The organism is Lentzea sp. NBRC 102530, assembly GCF_030269365.1.
In the GTDB taxonomy this organism is placed as follows: domain Bacteria; phylum Actinomycetota; class Actinomycetes; order Mycobacteriales; family Pseudonocardiaceae; genus Lentzea.
Genome location: NZ_BSTF01000026.1, coordinates 1 through 24,186, shown reverse-complemented (window position 1 = coordinate 24,186; position 24,186 = coordinate 1). Strand labels below are relative to the sequence as shown.

22 protein-coding genes and 1 pseudogene are annotated in these 24,186 nt (G+C 69.1%); 10 read left to right on the top strand and 13 right to left on the bottom strand.

Annotated elements, in window-relative coordinates; all coding sequences use genetic code 11:
- Positions 1-3: 3 nt before the first annotated feature.
- On the top strand, positions 4-318 hold the full coding sequence (locus tag QSK25_RS41525) for a DUF4873 domain-containing protein (RefSeq protein WP_285646807.1): 315 nt from the start codon (positions 4-6) through the stop codon (positions 316-318).
- Here QSK25_RS41525 and QSK25_RS41520 read toward each other — a convergent pair.
- The 3 genes from QSK25_RS41520 to QSK25_RS41510 all read right to left on the bottom strand — a co-directional run bounded on the left by QSK25_RS41520 (position 315) and on the right by QSK25_RS41510 (position 8,908).
- Complete coding sequence (locus QSK25_RS41520; protein WP_285646806.1) at positions 315-7,805, bottom strand: DUF7927 domain-containing protein; 7,491 nt, start codon at positions 7,803-7,805, stop codon at positions 315-317. The two genes, QSK25_RS41525 and QSK25_RS41520, sit on opposite strands and share 4 nt — an antisense overlap.
- 193 nt (positions 7,806-7,998) lie before the next feature.
- Positions 7,999-8,223 carry a DUF3107 domain-containing protein gene (locus tag QSK25_RS41515; RefSeq protein WP_285646894.1) on the bottom strand — a complete coding sequence of 75 codons (225 nt, stop codon included), beginning with the start codon at positions 8,221-8,223 and terminating at the stop codon, positions 7,999-8,001.
- Positions 8,224-8,266: 43 nt separating this feature from the next.
- Positions 8,267-8,908, bottom strand: a complete 642-nt coding sequence (locus tag QSK25_RS41510) for a ferritin-like fold-containing protein (protein WP_285646805.1) — start codon at positions 8,906-8,908, stop codon at positions 8,267-8,269.
- Between the two features lie 267 nt (positions 8,909-9,175).
- On the opposite strand from QSK25_RS41510, the gene QSK25_RS41505 reads away from it, so the two are divergent.
- From QSK25_RS41505 to QSK25_RS41495, 3 genes are read left to right on the top strand one after another with little or no spacing between them, the layout of a single operon-like run.
- Positions 9,176-10,708: a DEAD/DEAH box helicase gene (locus tag QSK25_RS41505; protein ID WP_285646804.1), complete on the top strand. Its 1,533-nt coding sequence runs from the start codon at positions 9,176-9,178 to the stop codon at positions 10,706-10,708.
- 5 nt (positions 10,709-10,713) lie between these two features.
- On the top strand, positions 10,714-12,048 hold the full coding sequence (locus QSK25_RS41500) for an Rv3212 family protein (RefSeq protein WP_285646803.1): 1,335 nt from the start codon (positions 10,714-10,716) through the stop codon (positions 12,046-12,048).
- 8 nt (positions 12,049-12,056) lie between these two features.
- On the top strand, positions 12,057-12,935 hold the full coding sequence (locus QSK25_RS41495) for an alpha/beta fold hydrolase (RefSeq protein ID WP_285646801.1): 879 nt from the start codon (positions 12,057-12,059) through the stop codon (positions 12,933-12,935).
- A gap of 217 nt (positions 12,936-13,152) precedes the next feature.
- Here the strand turns inward: QSK25_RS41495 and QSK25_RS41490 are convergent, their stop codons facing one another.
- Both QSK25_RS41490 and QSK25_RS41485 read right to left on the bottom strand, forming a co-directional pair.
- Entirely contained in the window at positions 13,153-13,455 is a 303-nt protein-coding gene (locus QSK25_RS41490) for a hypothetical protein (protein WP_285646800.1), read from the bottom strand.
- A gap of 504 nt (positions 13,456-13,959) precedes the next feature.
- Entirely contained in the window at positions 13,960-14,799 is an 840-nt protein-coding gene (locus QSK25_RS41485) for a RecB family exonuclease (RefSeq protein ID WP_285646799.1), read from the bottom strand.
- A 42-nt stretch (positions 14,800-14,841) separates the two neighbouring features.
- Here QSK25_RS41485 and QSK25_RS41480 point away from each other — a divergent pair, with 42 nt between their 5' ends.
- Positions 14,842-15,144 carry an ArsC/Spx/MgsR family protein gene (locus QSK25_RS41480; protein WP_285646798.1) on the top strand — a complete coding sequence of 101 codons (303 nt, stop codon included), beginning with the start codon at positions 14,842-14,844 and terminating at the stop codon, positions 15,142-15,144.
- Here QSK25_RS41480 and QSK25_RS41475 read toward each other — a convergent pair.
- The 4 genes from QSK25_RS41475 to QSK25_RS41460 all read right to left on the bottom strand — a co-directional run bounded on the left by QSK25_RS41475 (position 15,141) and on the right by QSK25_RS41460 (position 17,446).
- On the bottom strand, positions 15,141-15,755 hold the full coding sequence (locus QSK25_RS41475) for a MarC family protein (RefSeq protein WP_285646796.1): 615 nt from the start codon (positions 15,753-15,755) through the stop codon (positions 15,141-15,143). The two genes, QSK25_RS41480 and QSK25_RS41475, sit on opposite strands and share 4 nt — an antisense overlap.
- A gap of 12 nt (positions 15,756-15,767) precedes the next feature.
- Positions 15,768-16,625, bottom strand: coding sequence for a PHP domain-containing protein (locus QSK25_RS41470; protein WP_502881949.1), 858 nt, complete (start codon positions 16,623-16,625; stop codon positions 15,768-15,770).
- A gap of 36 nt (positions 16,626-16,661) precedes the next feature.
- Positions 16,662-17,222: a PH domain-containing protein gene (locus QSK25_RS41465; protein WP_285646795.1), complete on the bottom strand. Its 561-nt coding sequence runs from the start codon at positions 17,220-17,222 to the stop codon at positions 16,662-16,664.
- A gap of 65 nt (positions 17,223-17,287) precedes the next feature.
- Positions 17,288-17,446: a hypothetical protein gene (locus QSK25_RS41460; RefSeq protein WP_169746024.1), complete on the bottom strand. Its 159-nt coding sequence runs from the start codon at positions 17,444-17,446 to the stop codon at positions 17,288-17,290.
- A gap of 140 nt (positions 17,447-17,586) precedes the next feature.
- Here QSK25_RS41460 and QSK25_RS41455 point away from each other — a divergent pair, with 140 nt between their 5' ends.
- Positions 17,587-18,000 carry an NUDIX hydrolase gene (locus QSK25_RS41455; protein WP_285646794.1) on the top strand — a complete coding sequence of 138 codons (414 nt, stop codon included), beginning with the start codon at positions 17,587-17,589 and terminating at the stop codon, positions 17,998-18,000.
- 27 nt (positions 18,001-18,027) lie between these two features.
- Here the strand turns inward: QSK25_RS41455 and QSK25_RS41450 are convergent, their stop codons facing one another.
- Both QSK25_RS41450 and QSK25_RS41445 read right to left on the bottom strand, forming a co-directional pair.
- Positions 18,028-19,023, bottom strand: a complete 996-nt coding sequence (locus tag QSK25_RS41450) for a DUF2332 domain-containing protein (protein WP_285646793.1) — start codon at positions 19,021-19,023, stop codon at positions 18,028-18,030.
- Position 19,024: 1 nt separating this feature from the next.
- Entirely contained in the window at positions 19,025-19,528 is a 504-nt protein-coding gene (locus tag QSK25_RS41445) for a MaoC family dehydratase (protein ID WP_090099673.1), read from the bottom strand.
- 291 nt (positions 19,529-19,819) lie between these two features.
- Between QSK25_RS41445 and corA the strand changes: the two genes are divergently transcribed.
- The gene (gene corA / locus QSK25_RS41440) at positions 19,820-20,899 is read left to right on the top strand and encodes a magnesium/cobalt transporter CorA (protein WP_285646790.1); all 1,080 of its coding nucleotides are present in this window, start codon (positions 19,820-19,822) and stop codon (positions 20,897-20,899) included.
- 139 nt (positions 20,900-21,038) lie between these two features.
- A complete protein-coding gene (locus QSK25_RS41435; protein WP_285646788.1) occupies positions 21,039-21,416 on the top strand; it encodes a hypothetical protein in 378 nt (125 codons plus the stop codon).
- Here the strand turns inward: QSK25_RS41435 and QSK25_RS41430 are convergent.
- Entirely contained in the window at positions 21,400-22,491 is a 1,092-nt protein-coding gene (locus tag QSK25_RS41430) for a DUF2332 domain-containing protein (RefSeq protein ID WP_285646787.1), read from the bottom strand. The genes QSK25_RS41435 and QSK25_RS41430 overlap by 17 nt on opposite strands.
- Before the next feature lie 56 nt (positions 22,492-22,547).
- Here QSK25_RS41430 and QSK25_RS41425 point away from each other — a divergent pair, with 56 nt between their 5' ends.
- Both QSK25_RS41425 and QSK25_RS41420 read left to right on the top strand, forming a co-directional pair.
- On the top strand, positions 22,548-23,201 hold the full coding sequence (locus tag QSK25_RS41425) for a metallophosphoesterase family protein (RefSeq protein WP_285646786.1): 654 nt from the start codon (positions 22,548-22,550) through the stop codon (positions 23,199-23,201).
- On the top strand, positions 23,198-24,064 hold the full coding sequence (locus QSK25_RS41420) for a ParB N-terminal domain-containing protein (RefSeq protein ID WP_285646784.1): 867 nt from the start codon (positions 23,198-23,200) through the stop codon (positions 24,062-24,064). The genes QSK25_RS41425 and QSK25_RS41420 overlap by 4 nt, the downstream gene beginning before the upstream one ends.
- 19 nt (positions 24,065-24,083) lie before the next feature.
- On the opposite strand, the pseudogene QSK25_RS41415 reads toward QSK25_RS41420, so the two are convergent.
- Positions 24,084-24,186, bottom strand: a pseudogene (locus QSK25_RS41415) (IS982 family transposase); the annotation flags it as partial.

The following is a 24,186-nucleotide window of genomic DNA, read 5'->3' as shown; positions in this document are numbered from 1 at the left end:
CTGATGAGCGAGCACGAGCACGACGAAGAGGGCTACACCGGCGCCGCCACGCTCGTGTTCGGCTCCGAGGAAGTGGCCGTCGAGGTCGAACTGCGGGGCTACTTCCAGCCCATCGACGGCCGCTACCACTGGTACGGCCGCGTGAAGAAGAACGACGACGTCACCAGCCGCGTCGAAGGGGGCGCGCGGTCCGCGTTGCTGCGCACCCCCACCGGGCAGGCGGAGGGGACGCTCACCGACCAGGACCCGTGGGGCCGCTACCGGGTCGGTGGCATCTCCACTCCGCCTTACAAGATCGAGGAACCCGCCGAGCACTAGGCGCGGCGCCTCAGCAGCACACCACCCAGGACCAGGATCAGACCGAACGCCGCCAACGGCAACGCCGGGAAACCGGTCCAGGCGATCGGTGAGTCCTCCCGCACCTTCACGGTCGCGGAGCAGCGGGGATCGGACCCGCCGGGCTTGCAGTTCGAGCCCGGCACGTCCGAGGTGACGACGTTGCGCAGGTCACCGGCACCCGACGCGGTCACCCAGTAGGTGACCGTCGCCGAACCACCGACCGCCAGCTCGCCGGACCAGGTCAGCACGGGCGAGGTGAACGTGCCCGCGTCCGTGCCGCCCCAGCGCGCGTGCTTCAGCACGTCGGCCAGGGAGTCGGTGAACGATGCGGAAACCGGTGTCTGGCCGGTGTTCCGCACGGTCACGGTGTAGGTGATCCGGTCACCTGGCCCGGCCTGCGCCCGATCCGCCTTCTTCACGATCTCCAGCCCGGACACCGGGGTCTCCGTGCCACACCGCTCAGGGCAGTTCGACGGCGTGTCCGACGTGACCACGTTGCGCAGCTTGAAGTCGCCGGTCGGCGGGTCGTTCACGCGCACCCGGTACGTCACCGACTTCGTGGCACCGATCGCGAGTTCACCGGACCAGGTCAGCTTGGGCGACTGGAACGTCCCGGCGGTCGTGTCCACGAAGGACGCGTCGTCCAGCACGCCGCTCAGGTCGTCCACGAACGTGGCGGGCGCCAGCACCGTCTGGCCGGTGTTGGTCACCGTGACGGTGTAGCTGACGAGGTCGCCGGGCTTCGCGGAGGTCGTGTCGGCCTTCTTCACGATCTCCAGCCGCGGCACCAGCACCTCGACCGCGCAGCCCTCGCGGCAGTTCGAGCCGGGGGTGTCGGAGGTGACGACGTTCTTCAGCCGCAGGTCGCCCTCGCTCGTGACGGTCACCGAGTACCGGACCGTCGCGGACGCGCCCTGAGCGAGGTCGCCCCTCCAGGTCAACCGCGGCGCGGCGTACACGGCGAGCCCCGAAGTCGAAGCCGCGTCACCGTTGTAGGTCGCGTCGTCGAGCACCTCGGTCATGTCGTCCACGAACTCGGCGTCGCGCAGCAGCGTGGCGCCGGTGTTGGTGACGACGATCGTGTACGTGACCTTCTCGCCCGGCTTGGCCTCGGCCCGGTCCGCCTTCTTCACGATCTGGAAGCCGGCGATCGGGGTGTCCGTGGTGCAGCCGTCCGCGCAGTCGGTGTCGGGAACGTCCGACGTCACCACGTTCTTGAGCCGCTTGTCGCCGTCGCCGGTGACCCTCACCGAGTAAGTGATCGTCACCGACTCACCCACGGCCAAGTCGCCGGTCCACGTCAGCTTCGGTGACGTGAACGTGCCCGCGCTCGTGCCGATCCAGGTCGCGTCGTCCAGCACACCGCTCAGGTCGTCGGTGACGGTGATTCCACTGTGGACCGTCTGGCCGGTGTTGGTGATCACGACTGTGTACTCGACGACGTCACCGGGCTTGGCGGACGCCGAGGAAGAAGTCTTCACCAGCTTCAACCCGGCGATCGGCGTGGACGTCGCGCAGTCGACGCACTTCCCACCCGGCGTAGTGGTCGTCACCACGTTGTCGAGGCTGAAGTCCCCGGTCACCGCGTTCTTCACGACGACGGTGTACTTCACCTCGGCCACGGCACCGATCGCCAGATCGCCCGTCCAGGTCAGGACGGGTGAGGTGAACGTGCCCGCGCTCGCGCCACCCCAGTTCGCGTCGTCCAGTACCTTCGTGAGGTCGTCGGAGAACGACGCGCCCTTCAGCTCGGTCTGACCGGTGTTCCGCACGGTCACGGTGTACGTGACGGTGTCGCCCGGCTTGGCCGACTTCACGTCGACGGACTTGCTGACCTCCATGCCCGGCAACGGCGTCGACGTCGAGCACTTCGGGTCCGTCGAACCCGGAGGGCAGTTGCCACCGGGGTCGTCGGAGGTGACGACGTTGTTCAGGCGGTGGTCGCCGGCCGCGGTCACCTCGACCGAGTACGTGATCACGGCCTGCGACCCGATCGGCAGCGCACCGTTCCACGTCAGCGCCGGTGCCGCGAACGCCACCTCGCCCACGGTCGCCGCCGCGTCGCCGTTCCAGGTCGCGTCGTCGAGCACGCCGGTCAGGTCGTCGCGGAACGAGGCGTTCTGCGCGGTCTGGCCGGTGTTCTTCACGGTCACCGTGTAGGTCACGGTGTCACCGGGCAGCGGGTTCGCCGGCGAGGCCTTCTTCACGATCTCCAGTCCTGCCACGGGGGTGTCGGTCGTGCAGCCCTCGGAGCAGTCGGTGCCGGGGGTCTCCGACGACACGACGTTCTTGAGCCGCTTGTCCCCCGCACCCGTCACCTTCACCGAGTACGTGACCGTCACCGCCGCACCCACGGCGAGGTCGCCGGTCCAGGTCAGGCGAGGTGCCGCGAACGACACCGACCCAGCCGACGCCGCCTGGTCACCGTTCCACGAAGCGTCGTCCAGCACACCGCTCAGGTCGTCGGACACCGAAATTCCACTGTGGACGGTCTGGCCGGTGTTCGTGATCGTCACCGTGTACGTGACGGCGTCGCCGGGTTTCGTCGTGGCCGGATCGGCCTTCTTCACGAGCTTCAGCGACGCGACCGGCGTGTCCGTCGTGCAGCCGTCGGCGCAGTTGTTGCCGGGCGTCTCGGACGTCACGACGTTCTTGAGCCGCTTGTCGCCGGCCCCGGTCACCTTGACCGTGTACGTGACGGTCGCCGTAGCGCCCACCGCCAACTGCCCGGACCAGGTCAGCACCGGAGCGACGAACACACCCGCGCTCGTGCCGACCCACGTGGCGTCGTCCAGCACGCCGGTCAGGTCGTCGCGGAACGACGCGTCGAGCACCGTCTTGCCGGTGTTCCGCACGGTGACGGTGTAGGTCACGACATCGCCCGGCTTGGTCGACGCGGGCTCCGCGGTCTTCTTGATCTCCACGCCGGAGACCGGGGTCGTGGTCGTGCAGTTCGGCACGCAGTTGTTGCCGGGCGTGTCGGACGTGACGACGTTCGTCAGCTCGTGATCACCCTTGCCGGTCACGACGACCGTGTACGTGATCGTCGCCGACCCGCCGATCGGCAGCACGCCGTTCCAGGTCAGCACGGGCGAGGTGAACGTGCCCGCGCTCGTGCCGCCCCACGTCGCGTCGTCCAGCACCTCGGTCAGGTCGTCGCGGAACGAGGCGTTCAGCTCGGTCTGGCCGGTGTTCCGCACGGTCACGGTGTAGGTGACGGTGTCGCCGGGGTTCGCCGACTTCCGGTCGACCGTCTTCACGATCTCCATGCCGGGCAACGGGGTCGTGGTCGAGCACTTCGGATCGGTGGAGCCCGGCGGGCAGTTGCCCGGCACCTCGGTGCTGACCCGGTTGACGAGCTTGTGATCGCCCTTGATCGGGTCGTCGACGCGCACGACGTACGTGACGGTCGCCGTGGCTCCGATCGCCAGGTCACCGGTCCACGTCAGCGTCGGCGCGACCAGCGCGACGGTGCCCGGCGTGGCCTGCCCGGACACCCAGGTGGCGTCGTCGAGCACGCCGGACAGGTCGTCGGTCACCTTCTCCCCGGCCAGCGGCACCTGACCGGTGTTGGTGATCGTCAGCGTGTAGGTCACGGTGTCGCCGGGGTTGGCGGCCTGCCGATCGGTCTTCTTCTCGATCGTCAGTTCACGACCGGGCGTCTCGGTGCTGCACGACGGGTCCTTGGAGCCCGGCGGGCAGTTGTTGCCCGGCGTGTCCGAGGTGATCTTGTTGTTGAGCTTCTTGTCGCCGGGGTTCGGGTTCTTCACCGTCACCGTGTAGGTGATCGTGGCGGTGCCGCCGATCGGCAGGTCGCCCTTCCACTCCAGGCGCGGCCACACCAGCGTCACGGCACCGACCGTGGCCTGCGCGTCGTCGTTGTAGCGCGCGTCGTCCAGCACCTGCGTCAGGTCGTCGGTGAACGACGCTCCCGTTTGGACGGTCTGGCCGGAGTTGGTGACCTTGATCGTGTACGTCACGGTGTCGCCCGGCACGACCTGGTCGCGGTCGTCGGACTTCTCGATCCGCAGGCCGGCGATCGGCGTGCTGGTCGAGCACCTGTCCCCGCCGGGGCAGTTGGCGCCGGGCGTGGTGGACGTGATCACGTTGTCCAGCTTGAAGTCCTGCGGGTCGCCGACCTTCACGGTGTAGGTGACGGTGGCGGTGCCGCCGACCGCGAGGTCACCGGTCCAGGTCAGCCTCGGCGACGCGAACGTGGCGGAACCCGTTGAGGCGTCGGCGGAAACCCACTCGGCGTCGTCCAGCACCTTCGACAGGTCGTCGGTGAAGGTCGCGCCCGCCACCGGGGTCCTGCCGGTGTTCCGGACGGTCACGGTGTACTTGACGACGTCGCCGGGCTTGGCCGACTCGCGGTCCACCGCCTTCTCGAACTCCACGCCGGACACCGGGGTGGTCGTCGTGCAGTTCGGCACGCAGTTGTTGCCAGGAGTCTCGGACGTCACGACGTTCGTCAGCTGCTTGTCGCCCTTGCCGGTCACGACGACGGTGTAGGTGACCGTCGCGGACTCGCCGACCGCCAGAGCGCCGTTCCAGGTCAGCGTCGGCGCGGCGAAGTTCGCGGTGCCGGCGGAAGCCGTCGCGCTGCCCCAGGTCGCGTCGTCCAGGACCTGGGTGAGGTCGTCGGCGAACGAGGCGTCGAGCGGCGTCTTGCCGGTGTTGCGGACGGTGACCGTGTACTTCACGGTGTCGCCGGGGTTCGCTGACCGCCGGTCGACCTCCTTCGTGATCTCCACCCCGGAGACCGGCGTCGAGGTGCGGCAGTCCGCGTCCGTCGAGCCCGCCGGGCAGTTGTTGCCGGGCGTGGACGACGTGATCACGTTGTCCAGCTGGTGATCGCCCTTGCCGGTGACCTTGACCGTGTACGTGACGGTCGCCGAGCCGCCGACCGCGAGCGAACCGGTCCAGGTCAGCACGGGCGAGGTGAACGTGCCCGCGCTGGTGCCGATCCAGTCGGCGTCGTCGAGCACCTTCGAGAGGTCGTCGGAGAACGTGGCGTTCAGGGTCGTCTTGCCGGTGTTGGTGACCTTGACCGTGTAGGTGACGGTGTCGCCGGGGTTCGCGGACTGCCGGTCGACGGCCTTCTCGATCTTCAGGCCCGCGACCGGCGTGGTCGTGCCGCACTTCGGATCCGTCGAGCCCGGCGGGCAGTTGCCGCCGGGCGTCGTGGACGTGATCGCGTTGTCCAGCTGGAAGTCGCCCTTGACCGGGTTGGTGACGCGCAGCATGTAGGTGACCGTCGCGGAGCCGCCGATCGGCAGGTTGCCGGTCCAGGTCAGCTTCGGCGACACGAACTCGGCGGTGCCGGACGAGGCCTGCGCCGACACCCACTCGGCGTCGTCGAGCACGCGCGCCAGGTCGTCGGTGAAGGTGGCGCCCTGCCAAGGGGTTTTGCCGGTGTTCGTGACGGTGACGGTGTAGGTCACGGTCTCGCCGGGGTTCACCGACTGCCTGTCGGCCTTCTTCTCGAAGCTGATGCCGGACACCGGGGTGTCGGTCGTGCAGCTCGGCACGCAGTTGTTGCCGGGCGTCTCGGACGTGACGACGTTGGTGAGCTGCTTGTCGCCGTTGCCGGTGACGACGACGGTGTAGGTGATGGTCGCGGACGCACCGACGGCCAGCGCGCCGTTCCACGTCAGCTTCGGGGAGGCGAAGTTCGCCGTGCCGCTCGAAGCCGTGGCGCTGCCCCAGGTGGCGTCGTCGAGCACCTTGGTCAGGTCGTCGACGAACATCGCGTCGAGCTGCGTCTTGCCGGTGTTGGTGACCTTGACCGTGTACCGCACGGTGTCGCCGGGGTTGGCCGCCTGGCGGTCGACCGACTTCTCGATCTTCAAGCCTGGCGTGTTCACCGTGGTCGAGCAGTCGGGGTCGGTCGAGCCGGCGAGGCAGTTGCCGGCGCTGCTGACCACGACGTTGCGCAGCTGGTGGTCGCCGGTGATCGGGTTCTGGACCGTCACGGAGTAGGTGAGCGTGACGGTCTGGCCCTTGCCGATGTCACCCGACCACGTCAGTTTCGGGGCGGTGTAGGAGATCGAGCCCGAGGTCGCGGCCTGGTCGCCGTTGAACGTGGCGTCGTCGAGCACCTGGGTGAGGTCGTCGGACACGCTCAGCCCGGTGACGTCGGTGGCGCCGGAGTTGGTGATGGTGACCGTGTACGGCACCTGCTCGCCGGGGTTCGCCGTCGTCTTGGTCGTGGACTTCTTGATGTCGAGGCACTCGACCGGCAGGCGGTAGTCCTCGACCTCGCCGCTGTCCGCGAGGCCCTTCTCGTTGCGCACCTGGTCGAGGTTGTAGCTCGCCCGGAACCGCGCGTAGGTGGTGCCGCACTTGATGCTTCCCGGGATCTTCCAGGTGATCGTGACCGAGGTGGCGCCCGCGCCGAAGTCCGTGCAGGCGCGTTCGTTGCCGCTGGCGTCGAACGTGCCGTTGCCGTTGAAGTCGATCCACGCGCAGACGCGGCCCGGTTGCGAGGCCCCGGACAGCCTCACCGCGACCGAGTAGTCCTCGCCGGCGTTCGACCTGGCCAGGCGCGGGAACGCCGCCACGCCGTCGTCGAGGTCGTCGCCGTTGGGCAGGTTGTTGTCCGCGCCCGCCGCCACGGCCTTCGGGCTCGGCGCGACGGTGCCGGTGTTGATCGTCGCCGGGTTGTCCGCCGACACGCCCGAGCCCAGGACGAGATCGCTGATCGTGTGGCTCGCCGCTCCGCCGGTGTCGTAGCTCGCCGGGGCGTCGCCGAAGTCCTCGTCCACGGACACGCCGGCGACGTAGAAGTCGTCGGTCGCCGTGCTGCTGTTGGTGAGCATGTCGACCTGGAAGCTCACGGAGCTGATGGTGCCGTTGAGCTTCACGCTGCCGCACGACGCGGAGGCCTGCCTCGCGCCGTTGAGGTTGCACTGGACGTTGAGGTTGCGGTTGGGCGCCTCGATGCGGGTGCCGTTCTGCCCGATCGTCATGTTCACCGCGCCGTCGAGCGGCCCGCTCAGCGTGACCCCGCCCGAGGTCAGGGTGTGCGCGACGTGGGTGCTGCCGGTGTTGCCGACGGTCGCGCCGCTGCCCGCGATGTGCAGCACGGGGTCGCGCACCGGCCGGTTGAACGAGAACGTCAGCGTGCCGCGGTTGAAGCAGTCGACGAACGCGGCGCACCCGGCGGCCGCCGCCGTCAGGCCGATCAGGGCCGTCGAGGCGGGGATCTGCGGCCGGAAGTTGCCGGGCACCGCGTTCCGGTCGCCCGGAGGCGAGTTCAACGTCGTCAGCCGCAGGTTCGCGCCGGACACCGACGCCGTGACCTGCGTACCCGACGACAGCGTCGACCGCGCGGAGGCGTTGGTCGCGGGCAGCCCCGACGACGAGGACCACGACCCGGCCGCGTGCGACTGGTACGCCTGCGCGGGCAGCGAGAAGGTCGTTGCCGAAACCACGAGCAACAAGGCCAGCAGGGCGGCGCGCATAGCACTCCTCAGCAGCGTGACGACTCCGTCACGCTAGGTGCGCAAACCTACCTCTACCAGCGCATTCACCGCTTCAGGCGACGCTCTTGGGGAACCGGGATGCGAGCTCGCCGACCTTGTCCGATACTGCGCCGTTCTCAAAAAGGAAGGGCCCCGGTCGCGATGACCGGGGCCCTCCTCGTTGCTAGCCGTCTCAGGCGCCGAACCCGACCTTGCGCGAGTCCTGCGGGCCGATCTCCACGTACGCGACGCGGCCAGCGGGCACGACGAACCGCGCACCCTTGGCGTCCACCAGCGACAGCACGCTGGACTTGCCGGACACCGCGTCCGCGACCAGGGCCTCGACCTCGGACGGGTTGAGCTCACTGGTCACGACGAGTTCCCGCCCGCTGTCGGCGACGCCGATCCTGACCTCCACGCTGACCTCCGTGCTCAAGAGAAAAATCTAGGCCCGAGCCTACCTAGCCGAGACCCAGCTGCGTCATGCGCCGCGCGTGCGACTGCTGAAGCCGGCGGAACAGCTGACCGATCCCGGCGAGGTCCCCGGACCCCCTGATGATCAGTTCCGAGAGGCCGTCCCGCTCCGCCACCACGTACTGGGCCTGCGTCAACGCCTCTCCGAGCAGCCGCCGGCCCCACAGCGCGAGCCGGTCGCGCACCCGCGGATCGGCCTCGACGGCGGCCTGGACTTCGCGTTCAGCGAACGCCGAATGACCCGTGTCGGCGAGCACGTGGAGCACGAGCTCCTGCGTCGGCTCGTCGAGCCACGTCGCCACCTCGCGGTAGAAGTCGGCCGCGAGCCCGTCCCCCACGTACGCCTTCACCAGCGACTCGAGCCACGACTTGGGGCTCGTCGACTCGTGGAACGCGTCGAAGCCCTTCACGAACGGCGCCATCGCGTCCTCGATGGCGATGCCCTCGGTGGCGAGGTGCTTCTGCAACAGCGTGAAGTGACCGATCTCGGCGGCGGCCATCTGCGCGAGCGCGGCACGCCCGGCCAGCGTCGGCGCCGAGCGCGAGTCCTCCGTCATCCGGTCGAAGGCCGAGAGCTCGCCATACGCGACCGCTCCCAGAAGATCGACAACACCCTCCGCAACACCCATGAGACCGAACTCTAGTGGTCAAATGAGTCTGGGCAGGTAGAATGGCCTCAGCGCCCGGCGTGACGAGTGTGACGAACCGCCGCGAGGCGCACGAAATGGTGCGCGTACACCTTTCCCGCAGCTGCTTCCCAAGCGCGGTCGAGAGGCCCGGCCAGGGCTCGTACGCGCTTGGTACGAGAGAGGCTGATCACCCTGACCGCTGAAGTAGAAGCACATCTGGACCCGGTCCTCCTGGAGCACAGCGAGGCCGGAGTCGTCGAAGAAGACATGTCGCACCCGTTGCTGGCAGACGCCCCGGTGCAACCCACCTCCCCCACGTTCGCCGAGCTCGGAGTGCGCGACGAGATCGTCAAGGCGCTCAGCGAAGCCGGCATCGAACGCACCTTCGCCATCCAGGAGCTGACGCTCCCCATCGCGCTCGCGGGTGACGACGTCATCGGCCAGGCGCGCACCGGCACCGGCAAGACCCTCGGGTTCGGCGTGCCGCTGCTGCACCGCGTCGAGACGCCCGGTGACGGCACCCCGCAGGCCCTGGTGGTCGTGCCCACCCGTGAGCTGTGTCTCCAGGTCGCGCACGACCTCACCGACGCCGGCAAGCACCTCGACCTGAAGGTCGCCGCGATCTACGGCGGCATCCCCTACGAGCGGCAGATCGCCCAGCTGCGCAAGGGCGTGGACGTCGTCATCGGCACGCCCGGCCGCCTGCTCGACCTCGCTGAGCAGCGCCACCTGGTGCTCGGCAAGGTCCGCATGCTGGTGCTGGACGAGGCCGACGAGATGCTCGACCTGGGCTTCCTGCCCGACATCGAGCGCATCCTGACCATGGTCCCCGACGAGCGGCAGACGATGCTGTTCAGCGCGACCATGCCGGGCCCGATCATCACGCTGGCGCGGACGTTCCTGCACCAGCCGACGCACATCCGGGCCGAGGAGAACGACGCCGGCCAGACGCACGAGAACACCTCGCAGTTCGTCTACCGCGCGCACTCGATGGACAAGCCGGAGATGCTGGCCCGCGCGCTGCAGGCCCGCGGCCGGGGTCTGACGATGGTGTTCGCGCGGACCAAGCGGACCGCGCAGAAGGTCGCCGACGACCTGACCGAACGCGGGTTCGCCGCGGCCGCCGTGCACGGCGACCTGGGCCAGGGCGCTCGCGAGAAGGCGCTGCGGGCGTTCCGCAACGGCAAGGTCGACGTGCTGGTCGCCACCGACGTCGCCGCGCGCGGCATCGACATCGACGACGTGACGCACGTCATCAACTACCAGTGCCCCGAGGACGAGAAGACCTACGTCCACCGCATCGGCCGCACGGGCCGTGCCGGGCGCACGGGCGTCGCGGTCACGTTCGTCGACTGGGACGAGACGCACCGCTGGGCATCGGTCAACGACCTGCTCGGCCTCGGCGCGCCGCTGCCGGTGGAGACGTACTCCACGTCCGACCACCTGTTCTACGACCTGGACATCCCGTCCGGCTCGACGGGCAGGCTGCCGCTCAGCCACCGCACCCGCGCGGGCCTCGACGCCGAAGAGGAGGAGCAGCTCGACACCGGCAAGCGCAAGCGCCGCCGTCGCACCGGCTCCACCCGCTCCGGCGAGGGCCAGGCGCCGGAGGCGGCGGAGGAGACCCGCCCGAAGCGGACCCGGTCGCGCACGCGCAGCCGGGCAGGCGTGACGCAGGAGGGTGACGAGCAGACCCAGGTCAGCGCGCCCGAAGGGGCCGAGAAGGCCGCCTCCGACAAGCCCCGCAGGCGCCGGCGTCGCCGAACCTCTGCCGAACAGGCCGCTCCTTCGGCAGACTGATCACCATGTCGTCCCCCGGTTCCGACGTCACCGAGGTCGAGGACGTCCTCGACGAGCCCGCGCACGAGAGCGCGGCGCCCGTCGGGGACCGCCCGCCCGCCCGGTCCTGGCGCACGCGCGCCGACTTCATCGCCGTCGCGCTGATCGCCGTGGTGTCGATCACCGCGTCCGTGCTGACCTGGGCGTTCAGCGATGCTCGCGCCACGACGTCGGTCACCGGGCCGTCATCGTTCGAGCAGTTGCCCGACGTGGCGAACCTGCCGCCGTCGCTCGCCGAGGTCTGGCGGGCGCCGAGCGGTGCGACGCTCTCCCCCGTGGTCGTGCAGACCGCGTCGAAGGAGACCGGCGAGGAGAAGCCGTCGACCGTCGTCACCGGCACCGGTGGCGAGGTCCACGGTCGCGACCCGCTGACCGGGGACGTGCGGTGGACGTATTCGCGCGACCTGCCGTTGTGCACGGTCAGCACGGCGTGGGGCCGGGCGATGGCGCTCTACTCCAAGGGCACGAACTGCTCGGAGCTCACCTCGCTCGACGGCGTGACCGGCGAGCGGCGGGCCCAGCGCAACGGGGACGCCGAGACCGGCACGGCGCTGCTCAACGAGGGTTCGCACCTGATCACGACCGGGTCGAAGTTCGTCGAGGTCTACCGGCGCGACGACCTGGTGCGGTCGCTCGAGTACGGCGGCCTGCGCGCGATCGTGAACCCGAACAAGCAGCCGCGGGTCGGCTGCACCTACGGTTCGGTGGCCGTGACGACCGGCAAGTTCGCGATGATCGAGCGCTGCCCGGAGGACGCGTCCGACCGCGTGACGATCCTCAAGCCGAACCCCGACAAGTCCGACGAGCCCAAGGTGTTCGGCAGCTCGGTCACCGGCGCGAAGAACGCCCAGGTCGTGGCCATCACCGAGAAGCTCGTCGCGGTGGCCGTGCCGAACCCGAGCCGGGTCGTGGTCTACGACGCCGAGACCGGCAACCAGATCAACGAGGCCCCGATCGACGTGCCGGAGTCGGACTTCACCGACCCGCCGAACCACGTGTCGCGCGTGTTCACGACGAAGACGAACGCCTTCTGGTTCACGGGATCGCGCACGGTCTCGCTGTCGCTGGAGACGCTCACTCCACTGTGGACCGCCAACGACACGCTGGGAGCGGGCACCACGCTCGCGGGCCGCGCGCTCATCCCGGTCAAGGACGGGCTGCGGGTGTTCGAACAGGCCACGGGCGCCGTCGTCGGCACGTTCCGGGTGAACCGCGAGGGCCACACCGGCCCTGTGCAACTCGCCACAGCGGGTCCCGTCGTGCTCGAGCAGCGTGGCGAAACCCTGGTCGCGCTGCGATAGTTCAGCTCGTGTACTCGCAGATCAGCCCGCACCGGGCGCAACGCGTCGACTTCCCGGGCCGTTACGGCACGATCGCGGCGCTGCGCGCGCCCGCGATGGGCGACGACGCGATGCGCACGACCGCGCTGCTCGTGCCGGGGTACACGGGGTCCAAAGAGGACTTCGCGCCGATGGTCGACCCGATCGCGGACGCGGGGTTCGAGGTCGTCGCGATCGACCTGCCGGGCCAGCAGGACTCCGACGGCCCCGACGACGAGGCGCTCTACCGCCCCGCGCCGCTCGGTTCGGTGCTCGCCGAGCTGATCGGGAAGATCGCGGCGGACGGCCGGAAAGTGCTGCTGCTGGGCCATTCCTACGGCGGCCTGGTGGTGCGGGCGGCGGTGTTCGCCGGCGCGCCGATCGCGGGTCTGACGCTGATGTCGTCCGGCCCGTCCGAACTGCCCGCGGGCGATCGCCGCACGGTGCTGGAGGTCGGCGAGCACGTGCTGGCCGAGCAGGGCGTGGCGGGCACGCAGAAGCTGAACGAACTGCGCTCGCACCAGGACCCGGCCTACGCGGCACTGCCGCAGGAGCTGAAGGACTTCTACCGCAACCGGTTCCTGGCCTCGCCCGCCGCGGCGTTGCTCGGCATGGCCAACGGCCTGCGCTACGAGCCGGACCAGGTGGCGAAGCTCGCCCGCACGTTGCGCTCGTCCGGCATCCCCTGCCTGGTGGTGTGCGGTGACGCCGACGACGCGTGGACACCCGCCGCCCAGCGCGACATGGCCGAACGCCTCGACGCGGACTTCGCCGTGCTGCCGGGCGTCATGCACTCGCCGAACACCGAGGCGCCGCTGGAACTCATCGCCACGCTGCTGCCGACGTGGCGGGCCTGGCTGACGTCCTAGAACGCCGGCCACGCCGTTCCGAGCGGCCCGCAGGCCGACCCGCATCTCCCGCTCGTGCCGCACGGGTCGTGGCGACGTGCCGCGCACGACTTCTTCGCGCTGTCGCGGTCCACTCGCCCACTCCGTCCCTTGTGGACGGAGCACCCAGCCCGGCGCGGAGACCCTCGGCGATCAGCACCACGGGCAGGTGCCCACTCTTCAGGCGACTGGCAGCACCCTAGGCCCACCAGAACGTCCACAACGTGGCCGCACCGACCACGAAGACCCCGAGCGAAGCCACCGGAGCCCGCCAATCGGCGTACCGATCGGCGGCGATCTGCGCGCCGACGACCAGCACGGCGGCCACCACGTGCGCCACCACGGACACCGTGCCGGGCCCGGGCAGGTCACGGGTGTTGGCGTAGAACTGGACGCCGATGTTCCCCAGGGCGAGCAGCACCAGGCCCACCGCGAGCACCCCGCTCACAGCGCGCAGAAACCCGAAGACCCGCGAGGGCCGCTCAGCCACGTCCACTTCCACCTCCGCCACCCTACGGGTCCGCCCGGATCCAGCCAGTCAGGGCCCGAGCTCCCCGAGCCAGGACCCACAGCCGCCACAGTAGGCAGACGCACGACCGCGGCGCTGGTTCCCGCCGAGGTGGGAGGCGCTGGACTCAGAGGGGCCTGCGAGCGGAGGGACAGCACGGCGAGGTGAGGTGAGCGCTCGGCAGCCGAGGCGTCCGTACCTCTTGGCCGAAGACAACGCCCACTGCACGCGATGCCGCAGGCGAGCCGACCGTCTTGGCTACACCGTCCAGCCGGTATCGGTGACGTGCCAGCACAAACCCAGCCACGTACGCGTGGGAGTGGGGCTTGACTTCGGGTGCGAGGTGCTACCCCTCGCGGATCGGCCGGGCGCTTTTCAGCCCGGCCTTTTCCGGACGACCAACGCCTCGCAAGGGCCCCGAAGTCAAGCCCCAATCCCCATCGTCGCGAAGCGGCGATGACGAAACCGAAGCTCGTCAAGGTCTTGGCTCGAAACCGCTTACGGTGCCAACAGATCCCAAGGCTCCAACGGAGGAACAGCAGCCTGCCCCTCAGCACAACTACGCCGAAAATCGCACCACTGGCACTGCCGCCCCACCACCGGCGGAAACAGGACCTCCTGGTCCCCACCGGCCTTCAAGGTCTCCGTAGCCAGGTCGATCTCATCGGCAGCTTCCTCAGCCCGCCGAACATGCCGCCCCAACGACTCCTCGGTGTGCTCCCAAACGGCAACCGACCCGGACGGCAGGTGATGCAACTCCACCCTCCGGCACGGCTTCCGCAACGTCCGCCGAGCTGCCAACGCGTACAAGGCCAAGGCCTGCGACCCGCGAGCATCATCGGAGGTCAGCACGTGCCGACCGGTTTTGTAGTCGACGATGACCAACTCGCCGTCGCGGTAATCGATCCGGTCGACGCGCCCCTCGGCCACGATCCGCTCGGTGGGAGACGACACCCACCGCTCGACCCCCAGCGGCTCGAAGTCGACGTCCAGCGAAGAGACGTAGTCGTGCACCCACGACTGAGCCCGCCCCCGATACTCGGCGGCCTGGTCCACGTCCCGGAACCCGTCCGACTTCCACTGCCGCCCCACCAACGCCACCGCCTGGTCAGGCGTACGACGGTCAGCAGGCAGGTCGAAGAGGGCCTTCAGCGCGTTGTGCACCACCGCGCCCAGGGTGTTGTGCGCCCAGGCCCCACCCCGGGGCGGCGACGGACGGTCCAGGTACGTCATCCGGTAGCGGCGCGGGCAGTCCGTCCACGTCGAGAGCTTCGCGGGCGTGACGCGCACCAGCCGGCGCGGTGCGGCGGTGCCGAAGTCGAAGCCGAGTTGTTCCACCCCAACCAAGTTACTCACCACCCCTGACAGAAAATGAGGGGCATGGAGATCTGGCACAACCCGCGCTGCTCGAAGAGCCGTGCGGCCAAGCAGCGCCTCGACGAGACGAACGCCGACTACACCGAACGGCGCTACCTCGAGGACCCGCCCACCGCGGAGGAGCTCGACCACGTCCTCGAGCTCCTCGGCAAGGAGCCCTGGGAGATCGCGCGCACCAAGGAGGCCGCGTACCCCAGGACGCTCGAACACGACCGCGCCAAGTGGATCGCGCACATGGTCGCCAACCCGAGCCTCATCGAACGCCCGATCGTCATCGACGGGGACGAAGCGCGCATCGAGCGTTAGACGCCCGACGCGATGAAGCCCTGCACGGACGACGCGACCAGCTGCACGGCGATCGCGGCCAGCAGGAGGCCGGCGATCTTGGCCATCAGCAGGATGCCGCTCTCCTTGAACACCTTGATCAGCAGGCCGGCGGACCGCAGGGTTCCCAGCAGCACGAGGTGCACGGCCACGATCGCCGCGGCCAGGGCGAAGTACGAGCCCCAGGCACCGTCGGCCTGGCGCACGAACACGATGGTCGCGGCGATCGCGCCCGGTCCGGCCAGCAGCGGTGTCCCCAGCGGCACGAGGGCGATGTTCACGTCCTCCACCTCGGGGTGGTTGGTCGCGCCCTTGCCCGTCAGCAGGTCCAGGGCGATCAGCAACAGCAGCAACCCGCCTGCACCCTGCAGAGCGGGGATGCCGATGTGCATGTAGGCGAGGATCGAGTTGCCTGCGACCGCGAACAGCGTGATGACCAGGAACGACACCAGCACGCCCTGCCGCGCGGCCCGCTTGCGCGCCTCGCGGGACTTGCGGCCCACCAGTCCCAGGAACACCGGCACGGTGCCCGGCGGGTCCATGATCACCAGCAACGTGATCGAGGCCTCGATGAACAGCCGCACGTTGAACACCGCACCACCGCCCTACCCGACGAGGATCTTGGCTCCGGTCGCCTTCTCCGCCAGAGCATCCAGCATCTCCGGTGCCGTCGTCTCCGCGCCGAGCCGCACCGTCTTGTTCGTCCCGTGGTAGTCACTCGACCCGGTGACGATCAACCCCAGCTGATCGGCCAGCAAGCGCAACGACCGCCGCGTCTCGGCGTCATGGTCCGGGTGGTCCACCTCCACACCGGCCAGACCGGCGGCAGCCAGCGAGGCGACCACCTCAGGCGCCACCACGGGGCCGCGGGACCGGGCGAACGGGTGCGCCAGCACGGTCACCCCACCCGCCTCGGTGATCATCTCGATCGCGCGCTCGACGGGGGTGTCCGTGCGCCCGACGTAGTACTGGCCGCCGGTCAGGAACGTCGCGAAGGCCTCGTCCACCGACGACACCACCCCGGCGCGGATCAGGGCCTGGGCGAGGTGGGGACGGCCGGCGGGCGCGTCGAACGGCAGGCGCGCCATCAGGTCGACCGGGTCGATCGGGAAGCCGTCGGCCTGCATCATCTCGGCCATCTTCTGCAGTCGCGAGCGCCGTTCCTCACGCAGGCGTGACTGCTCCTTCATCAACATGGCGTGCGTGGGGTCGTACAGGTACGCCAGCAGATGAACGGTGATGGTGTGGCCGTAGCCGTCCGGCGACGAGCACGAGAGCTCGGCCCCGCGGACCAGCCGCAGACCAGGGGGCAGGGCGGCGACCGCCTCGGCCCAGCCGGCCGCCGTGTCGTGGTCGGTGATCGCCACCGCGTCGAGCCCGGCTTGCGCCGCAGCCCTCACCAGCTCGGCAGGGCTGTCGGTGCCGTCGGACTCGGACGAATGGGTGTGCAGATCGATGACCACGTCGTCCAGTGTGGACGACGTGGTGAACGACCCGTGTTACGGGACCATCTTCTTGCCGCGCGCGGCGCGCTGGGCCTTGATCATCGAGAAGCGCTCGGCCTGGGCCTTCTTGTCGCCGAAGGTCAGCTCCGAGATGGCGTCGTAGACCTCTTCGGGGTCCGGCAGGAACTCCAGGCGGTTCAGCGCCTGGATCTGACCTGCGGACTCCACGATGAGCGTGCCGTAACCGAGCATGCGCCCGCCCACCGTGCGCTCGTAGGTGAGGTCGGTGACCTTGCTGATGGGCATCATCGCGACCTTGGTCTCGAAGACGCCCGAGGTCAGCATGAAGCGCTTGTCGGTGACGACGATGCGCTCCACCCACCACTCGATGATGAAGTACGAGAGGCGCAGCAACACGAGCAGCGCCCCGTACCACAGCACGTTCTGGATCACGCCAGCGTCAGCCGGGAGCAGGTACGAGATCATCATGAAGCCGGCGAGCAGCGCCGCCGCCTCCAGGACGTCCCAGATCAGGTAGGACCAGTGCCTGCGCACCCGGATGACCCGACGCTCGCTCGACAGCAGGTAGTCGTCCGGATCACGAGGTGCGAACATGCGCTACCAGCCCTTCCTGGTACCAAGACCTGCTCCAGGCCACCGCGCGGGTGGCTGGTACCAGACTAGAAGACGGAACGCACAAACGTGATCAGAGCCTCGGCCGCGGTGCGCAGCGAGTTGAGGATGTTCTGCACGAGTTGGGCCGCCTGCTGGGGCTCCGCGATCAAGAAGAACAGCAGCAAGGCGATTCCAGCGAAAGTGAGAATCTTCTTCAAGTTCACGGTGTCCACCCCGTCCGCGTCGCACCCGTTTGGCGCCGTTCGTGACCGTTGTACAGCACGATTCAGCACCTTGGGAGATTTGTACCGCAGCCGGGGTAGCGGACAGCACCGCCATTCCAGTGTGACTACGCTTCGTGATCGTGAACGCCAGCAGCAAGCGCACGATCCGTTGCGTCGGAGCCATCGTTCATGACTCTTTTGGGCGACTCCTGCTCGTGCGACGCGCCAACCCGCCTGGTGAGGGCATGTGGTCGATACCAGGCGGGCGCGTGGAGCCTGATGAGACGGATGAGGCGGCCGTGACTAGGGAACTGCTGGAGGAGACGGGACTCTCCGTCACCGTCAGTCGCCTGGTCGGCTCCGTTGAGCGACCGGCCCCGAACGGGGTTTACGCGATCTTCGACTACGAATGCCAGGTCACGTCGGGTGTGCTCCGAGCGGGCGACGACGCATCGGATGTCGCTTGGGTCGACAGTGCGACCTTGGACACACTTCCGACCACCGAAGGGCTCGTGGAAGCGCTCTCCGAGTGGAACTGCCTGCCCAGGGCCTGATCAGGGTTCACGCGATCGGGGAAACGTTCAACGCCAAACGAGACGTTGCCCGTGGGCCTCGGTGGTGGCCAGAGTGGTCACTTGCACGCCTGACTCACCGACGCGGATGAGGCGCAGCTCACCGTCCTCGTGCGCGGCCCACCAGACATCCTTCCCCAATGCGGACAAAGCGGGTGTGAGGTCCAGTCCCGAGCCGCTGGAGAGGAAGACCAGCGGAACGTCGATCGGCTCGACGGCCTTCGCGAGGTCCGCGACCGGGTCGCCGGCCACGAGGCGCGGCGGGTTCTTGCGCAGCACCCCGGCCGCCACCCCGAACAGCCGCAGCCGCTCCGGCTGGTCGGCCCACACGCACGCCTCCAGCCACGCGTAGGCGTCCTCGTCGGCCAGGTCGGCCGGTGCCACCCCGATGCCCGCCTTCGCGGCCACCTTCACCGTCTTGGGCAGTTTCGGCAGCGCCGCGCCCGGTGCGAGCTCCAGCGCGCAGTGCAGGCCCAGCGCGGCCTTGGCGGGGCCGGCGACGACCTGGCCCGCCTCCGCGGTCTGGTAGCGGTACGAGTACTGGTCGAGCCCGAGCAGCAGGCCCGCGGTCGTCGCGACCTCCACGAGCCCGATCGGCCCGCCGGCCTGCTTCGCCGCCGCCGCGACGGCCGGGTAGAGCAGGGCCGCGCGCCGCACCTCGTTCGACTGCACGACCTGGGTGCTCACGAGCGCGCGGACGCGTTCGGCACGTTCCAGCAGGAAGTCCCGGAACAACGGCCAGGTGCTCTCGTCCGCGCCATAGGTGCCGCCGAGCGACGGGTAGTAGTTCGAGAGCTGGTGGAACGGCTCGGCCTGCACGAGCCGGTGCGCCGCCGCCAGCAGGAGTTCGCCCGAGGCGTTCTCCTCACCGGCGGCGGTCAGCAGGCCGGCGACCTCCGGATCGGCGGCAGCACGCGACGCCAGGTGCTCGTAGAGCGGCGAGGTGGCCGAAGCCTCCTCCGCGAACGCTCTGAGTCGCTGCTGTGCCAGGTCCAGAGAAGTCACTTCACTCCTTGGGTTCAGGGCGTCCAGGCTGCTCGCCACCGCGGGCCTCGCCGTAGGACTGCTTCGGCACCATGACCTTGCGCCTGAAGATGCACACGACCGTGCCGTCCTGCTTGTAGCCGCGAGTCTCCACGTAGACGACGCCCCTGTCGTCCTTCGACTTGGACGGCGTCTTGTCGAGCACCTCGGTCTCACCGTAGATCGTGTCACCGTGGAACGTGGGCTTCACGTGCCGCAGCGACTCGATCTCCAGGTTGGCGATCGCCTTGCCGGAGACGTCGGGCACGGACATGCCCAGCAGCAACGAGTAGATGTAGTTGCCGACGACGACGTTCTTGCCGAAGTCCGTCGTGTTCTCCGCGTAGTTCACGTCCATGTGGAGCGGGTGGTGATTCATCGTGAGCAGGCAGAACAGGTGATCGTCGTACTCCGTCACCGTCTTGCCGGGCCAGTGCTTGTAGACCGCTCCGACCTCGAACTCCTCGTAGTACCGACCGAACTGCACCGCGCCTCCAACTACGTGTGATCGAGATCTGCCACAGGTGGGGAGACAGTCTTTACGCGGAGGGAGTACCCTCGGCAACCGGTGTGTGAGGATTTCCACCACCAGTGACTTCGCCCCGAGGAGGTGAGGACCCCTAAATGAGCAAGGACCCCCACCCTGCCAGTACCAGGCGCGTCCTCTCCGAGGTGGCTCTCTAGATCCCTTTCTGGATCGTTCCGCCGTTCCACCCGGTCAGGACGCCCGTCGTGCTTTCGCACTTCACGTCGGCGTGTGTACCTGGAGGAACTCACCATGCCCAGCCTGCCCTCGATCCGCGGACGCGGGAACCAGCGCGGCCCTGTGGGACAAGTCCCGCACGTGCCCGTGCCGTTGTCGGCGTACGTGGTCGACTGCGCGGTGTACGTGGACGGCAAGCGTTTGCCCGGCCGCTGGACGCACACCGACGCCGTCAAAGAGGTGCGCAAGCGCAAGGACGGGTTCGTCTGGATCGGCCTGCACGAGCCGGACGCGGAGCAGATCGAGGGCATCGCCGAGACGTTCGGGCTGCACGAGCTCGCGGTCGAGGACGCGGTGCACGCGCACCAGCGCCCGAAGCTGGAGCGCTACGACAACACGCTCTTCATGGTGTTCAAGACCGTGCGCTACGTGACGAACGAACACCCCGACACCGCCAACGAGATCGTCGAGTCCGGCGAGATCATGGTGTTCCTGGGCAAGGACTTCGTCATCACCGTGCGGCACGGCAACCACTCCGGGCTCTCCAAGCTGCGGCACGTGCTGGAGGCCGACGAGGAGCGCCTGGAGATCGGCCCGGCCGCGGTGATGCACGCGATCGCCGACCAGGTCGTCGACAACTACCTCGAGGTCACCGACCACATCGAGGACGACATCGACCGCATGGAGGAACGGGTCTTCGCGCCGCGCACCGAGGTGAGCGCCGAGCAGATCTACATGTTCAAGCGTGAGGTCGTGGAACTGCGCCGCGCGGTCATGCCGCTCGCGAACCCGTTGCGCCGCTTGGCCGAGGGCTACACGCCGCTCATCCCCGAGCAGGTGCGCGCGTTCTTCCGCGACGTCGACGACCACCTCACCGAGGTCTCCGAGCGCGTCACCGCGTTCGACGAACTGCTGACGACGCTGGTCGACGCGACGCTCGCGAAGATCACGCTCCAGCAGAACACCGACATGCGCAAGATCACCTCGTGGGTCGCGATCATCTCCGTGCCCACCATGGTCGTCGGCGTGTACGGCATGAACTTCGAGTTCATGCCGGAGCTCAAGTGGAGGTTCGGCTACCCGCTGATCCTCAGTCTGATCCTGGTCGCCTGCCTCACGCTCTACCGAATACTGCGCCGAAATCGCTGGCTTTAGTCCCGGTTTCGCCCGCTTTGCTCGTTGTAGAAGAGGTTTGTCATGACCAGAATCCTCACCAACATCCGCTTCTGGATCCTCGCGTTCCTGCTCTGCTGGATCACCACCGTGTTCGTGCTGATCAGCGGAACCCCCTGACGTGCTCGCGCGGCTGAGGAACATCAGGTTCTGGTTGCTGGCGCTGCCCGTCGCCTGGATCGCGATGGTGTTCGTCTCCATCGCGGTCTGGCCGGAACCGGGCTCCGCGTCACCGGACGAGCTCGCCTCCGAGGTGACGAACGCGTTGCGGGCACACGACTTCCACAAGTTGCAGCCGTTGCTCGCGATCGGCGGCGAGGACGTGGCGCAGTCGACCACCGACCAGTTCCAGTCCGCTCAGGTGGAGCGCGGCTCGTACCGTGACGGTGCCGTCGTCGTCGAGTACACGCACGACGGCACGCGCGCGGAGTTCCGGTTGCCCGTGGAGTTCCAGGACGGCCGGTACGTGATCAACCCGGTGGTCACTCCCAGGGGGTGACGTCCCAGGTGAACGGCGTGCCGTGGCCTGCCCCGCGGCCGAGGTTGAGCGAGATCCCCGCGGGCCAGAGGCGCAGCAGCAGTTCGAACCGGTAGTCGTCGTCCGCCGCCCGGCGCGGCTCGAAGACCAGCAGTGCCAACGGTGTCGTGGGGGTCGCCTTCGCGGCGGCGTCCGCGAGCACGGCCCTGCCCATCGCGCGGTCCGCGGGCGAGACGTACTGCCACACCACGGAGTGCCACACGACGGTGAGCACGTCGCGTTCGGCGCGGGCCAGCTGTTTCGCGAGCCACTCGGGTCCCGCCGACCGTTCGACCTTCACGGGGTCGGTGGCGGCGAGGTCGAGAGCGTCCCTGAGGCGGTTCCACCGATCGAGCTGGTCCGCCCAGACGAACGAGCTGAGGTGCAGCCGTCCGTCCTCTGTGGACACATCGACCGGGGTGAGGTCGCAGCCCGCCCGTCCGACGACGCGCAGCGTGTGGTCCAGGTCGGCCGGCGGCGTGCCCGTCCACTCCGGGTTCAGCACCAGCAGGCTGTCCGGGTCGCCGAGCACCCGGTCCGGAAGCTGGTAGCCGACGTGGTGCGGACGCAGGTTGAGGCCACCGCTCGCGCCGACCTCCAGCAACCGCACGCAGAACGGCACCTGCCGTCCGGCGGCCTTCGCGGCCTCCTGGGCGGCGACCAGCAACCCGCCGTAGAGCGGCGCGCTGCGGCCGGGTTCGTTGGTCTGCACGACCGTGGCCTGGACGCGGTGCCGCAGCAGGTCGGCGTGCTGGGTGAGCGCGGGCAGCGCGTCCTCCCAGAGCGTCGGCAGGTGCGGGCTGCCCCCGACCGACGGGTAGTGCTTCGCGAGGGCCGGCGCGCGGCCTTCGAGCACGAGCCGGTGGACGGCGCCCGCGAACCGCAGCCCGGGCACGGTGCCTTCCCGGTCGCGTTCGGAGCCCGCCATGATCCTGGCCGTGACGCCACCTCTGCCGAGGTCGTAGGCCGCGTCGGTGAGGAGTCGCTGGGTCAGCGGACTGCGGTCGCGGCAGCCGCGGGCGGCTGCGGCGAACAGCTCGGCAAGCACGCTGCTCACGCTAACGGCAGCGCTCGTTCCCGTCATGTGGTGAAGGACCTGATTAGGCTGGCTTGATGGTGCGAGTGCTGGTGGTCGCGGACGAGGTCGTCGAGACGCTGTGGACCGACCAGGTGCACGGCTACGACGTGGACCTGGTCCTCGCGGCGGGCGACCTGCCGTTCGAGTACCTGGAACACCTGGCCAACGCGCTCGACAAGCCGCTGGTGTTCGTCCCCGGCAACCACGACGCCGACCTCTCCGGCTACGCGAACGTGCGCGGCCTCTGGACCAAGGCGGGCGTGCCGGTCCGCTGGCCAGGTCCAACCGGTGCGGTGAACGCGGACGAACGCGTGATCGACGTGGCCGGGCTGCGCATAGCGGGCCTCGGTGGTTCGATCCGCTACAACAAGGGCCCGAACCAGTGGACGGAACGGCAGCAGGCCCGCCGAGCGCGCCGGGTGACCCGCCTGGCGGCGTGGCGCAAGCTGCGGGACGGACGTGGCGTGGACGTGCTGCTGACCCACTCGCCGCCGCTCGACTGCGGCGACGAACCCGACGCGCCGCACCGGGGCTTCGCGTGCTTCCACCCCCTGGTCGAGCGCTTGGCACCGTCACTCATGCTGCACGGCCACATCCACCCGCACGGCCACGCGCGCCCGGACCGTCTCGTGGGCTCGACACGCGTGGTGAACGTGGTCCCCCTGAAGGTGCTGGAGGTAGGGCGATGAGACGCGACACGGGCTTCCCCGCCGCCGACGCCGAGAGCGACTTCCTGCGAGCCCGCCGCAGCCAGGTGATGTCCCGCCTGGCGACCTGGCTGCGGCGCGAACCGGACGACGTCAACATCATGCTGCCGTTCCACGAGGTGGTGGAGGCCCTCGGCATGGCCTCCGAGAAGCGCCTGGGCCTGCAGTCCATCCGCCTCGACTCCATCGTCGGCAGCGTGGACCGCACCAGGGACTTCGACCGCCGCTTCCGCCCGACCTCGGGCAGAGTCCGCGAACGCTGGCAACGCCTGGCCCAAGCCGCCCGCCGAGGCGAGCCGGTCCCCCCGATCGAGGTCTACCGCGTCGGCGAACTCCACTTCATCATCGACGGCCACCACCGCGTCTCGGTCGCCCACGCCCTCGGCCTGGAGGTGATCGACGCCTACGTCACCCAGGTCATCACCCGCCTCAACTCCTCCGGCATCCGCTACCGGGGCGACCTGATCGTGAAGGACTACCGCCGCCTGTTCCTGGACCGAGTCCCGCTGACCGGCGAAGCCAGGGCAGCCGTGGTCCTGTCCGACCCGTGGCACTACGCCCAGCTCGGCGAGCACGTGGAAGCGTGGGGCTTCCGCCTGATGCAGGACACCGGCGCGTTCCTGGACCGCGCCGAGGTGGCACGCCGCTGGTACGCCGACGAGTACCAGCCGGTGGTCGCGATGCTCCGGCAGGCGGACATGATCGGCGACCGCACCGAGACCGAGGCCTACATGTGGGTGGCGGCGGAGCGGTACCGGCTGATCCGCACGCACCGGTGGGACGCGGAGGTCATCAACGCCGTCCGGGAGGAGACCCGGTCGCAGGGACGGGGGCCTCGCGCCTAGACGAGTAAGTCCTAACTGATCAGTGGTCGTAGGCGATCAGTGATCGGGTGATGGGCTGGCCGGTGGCGCGGTTGTGCCAGATGGCTGCGGTTAGGGCGAGCAGGCGTTGGGCGATGCGGGCG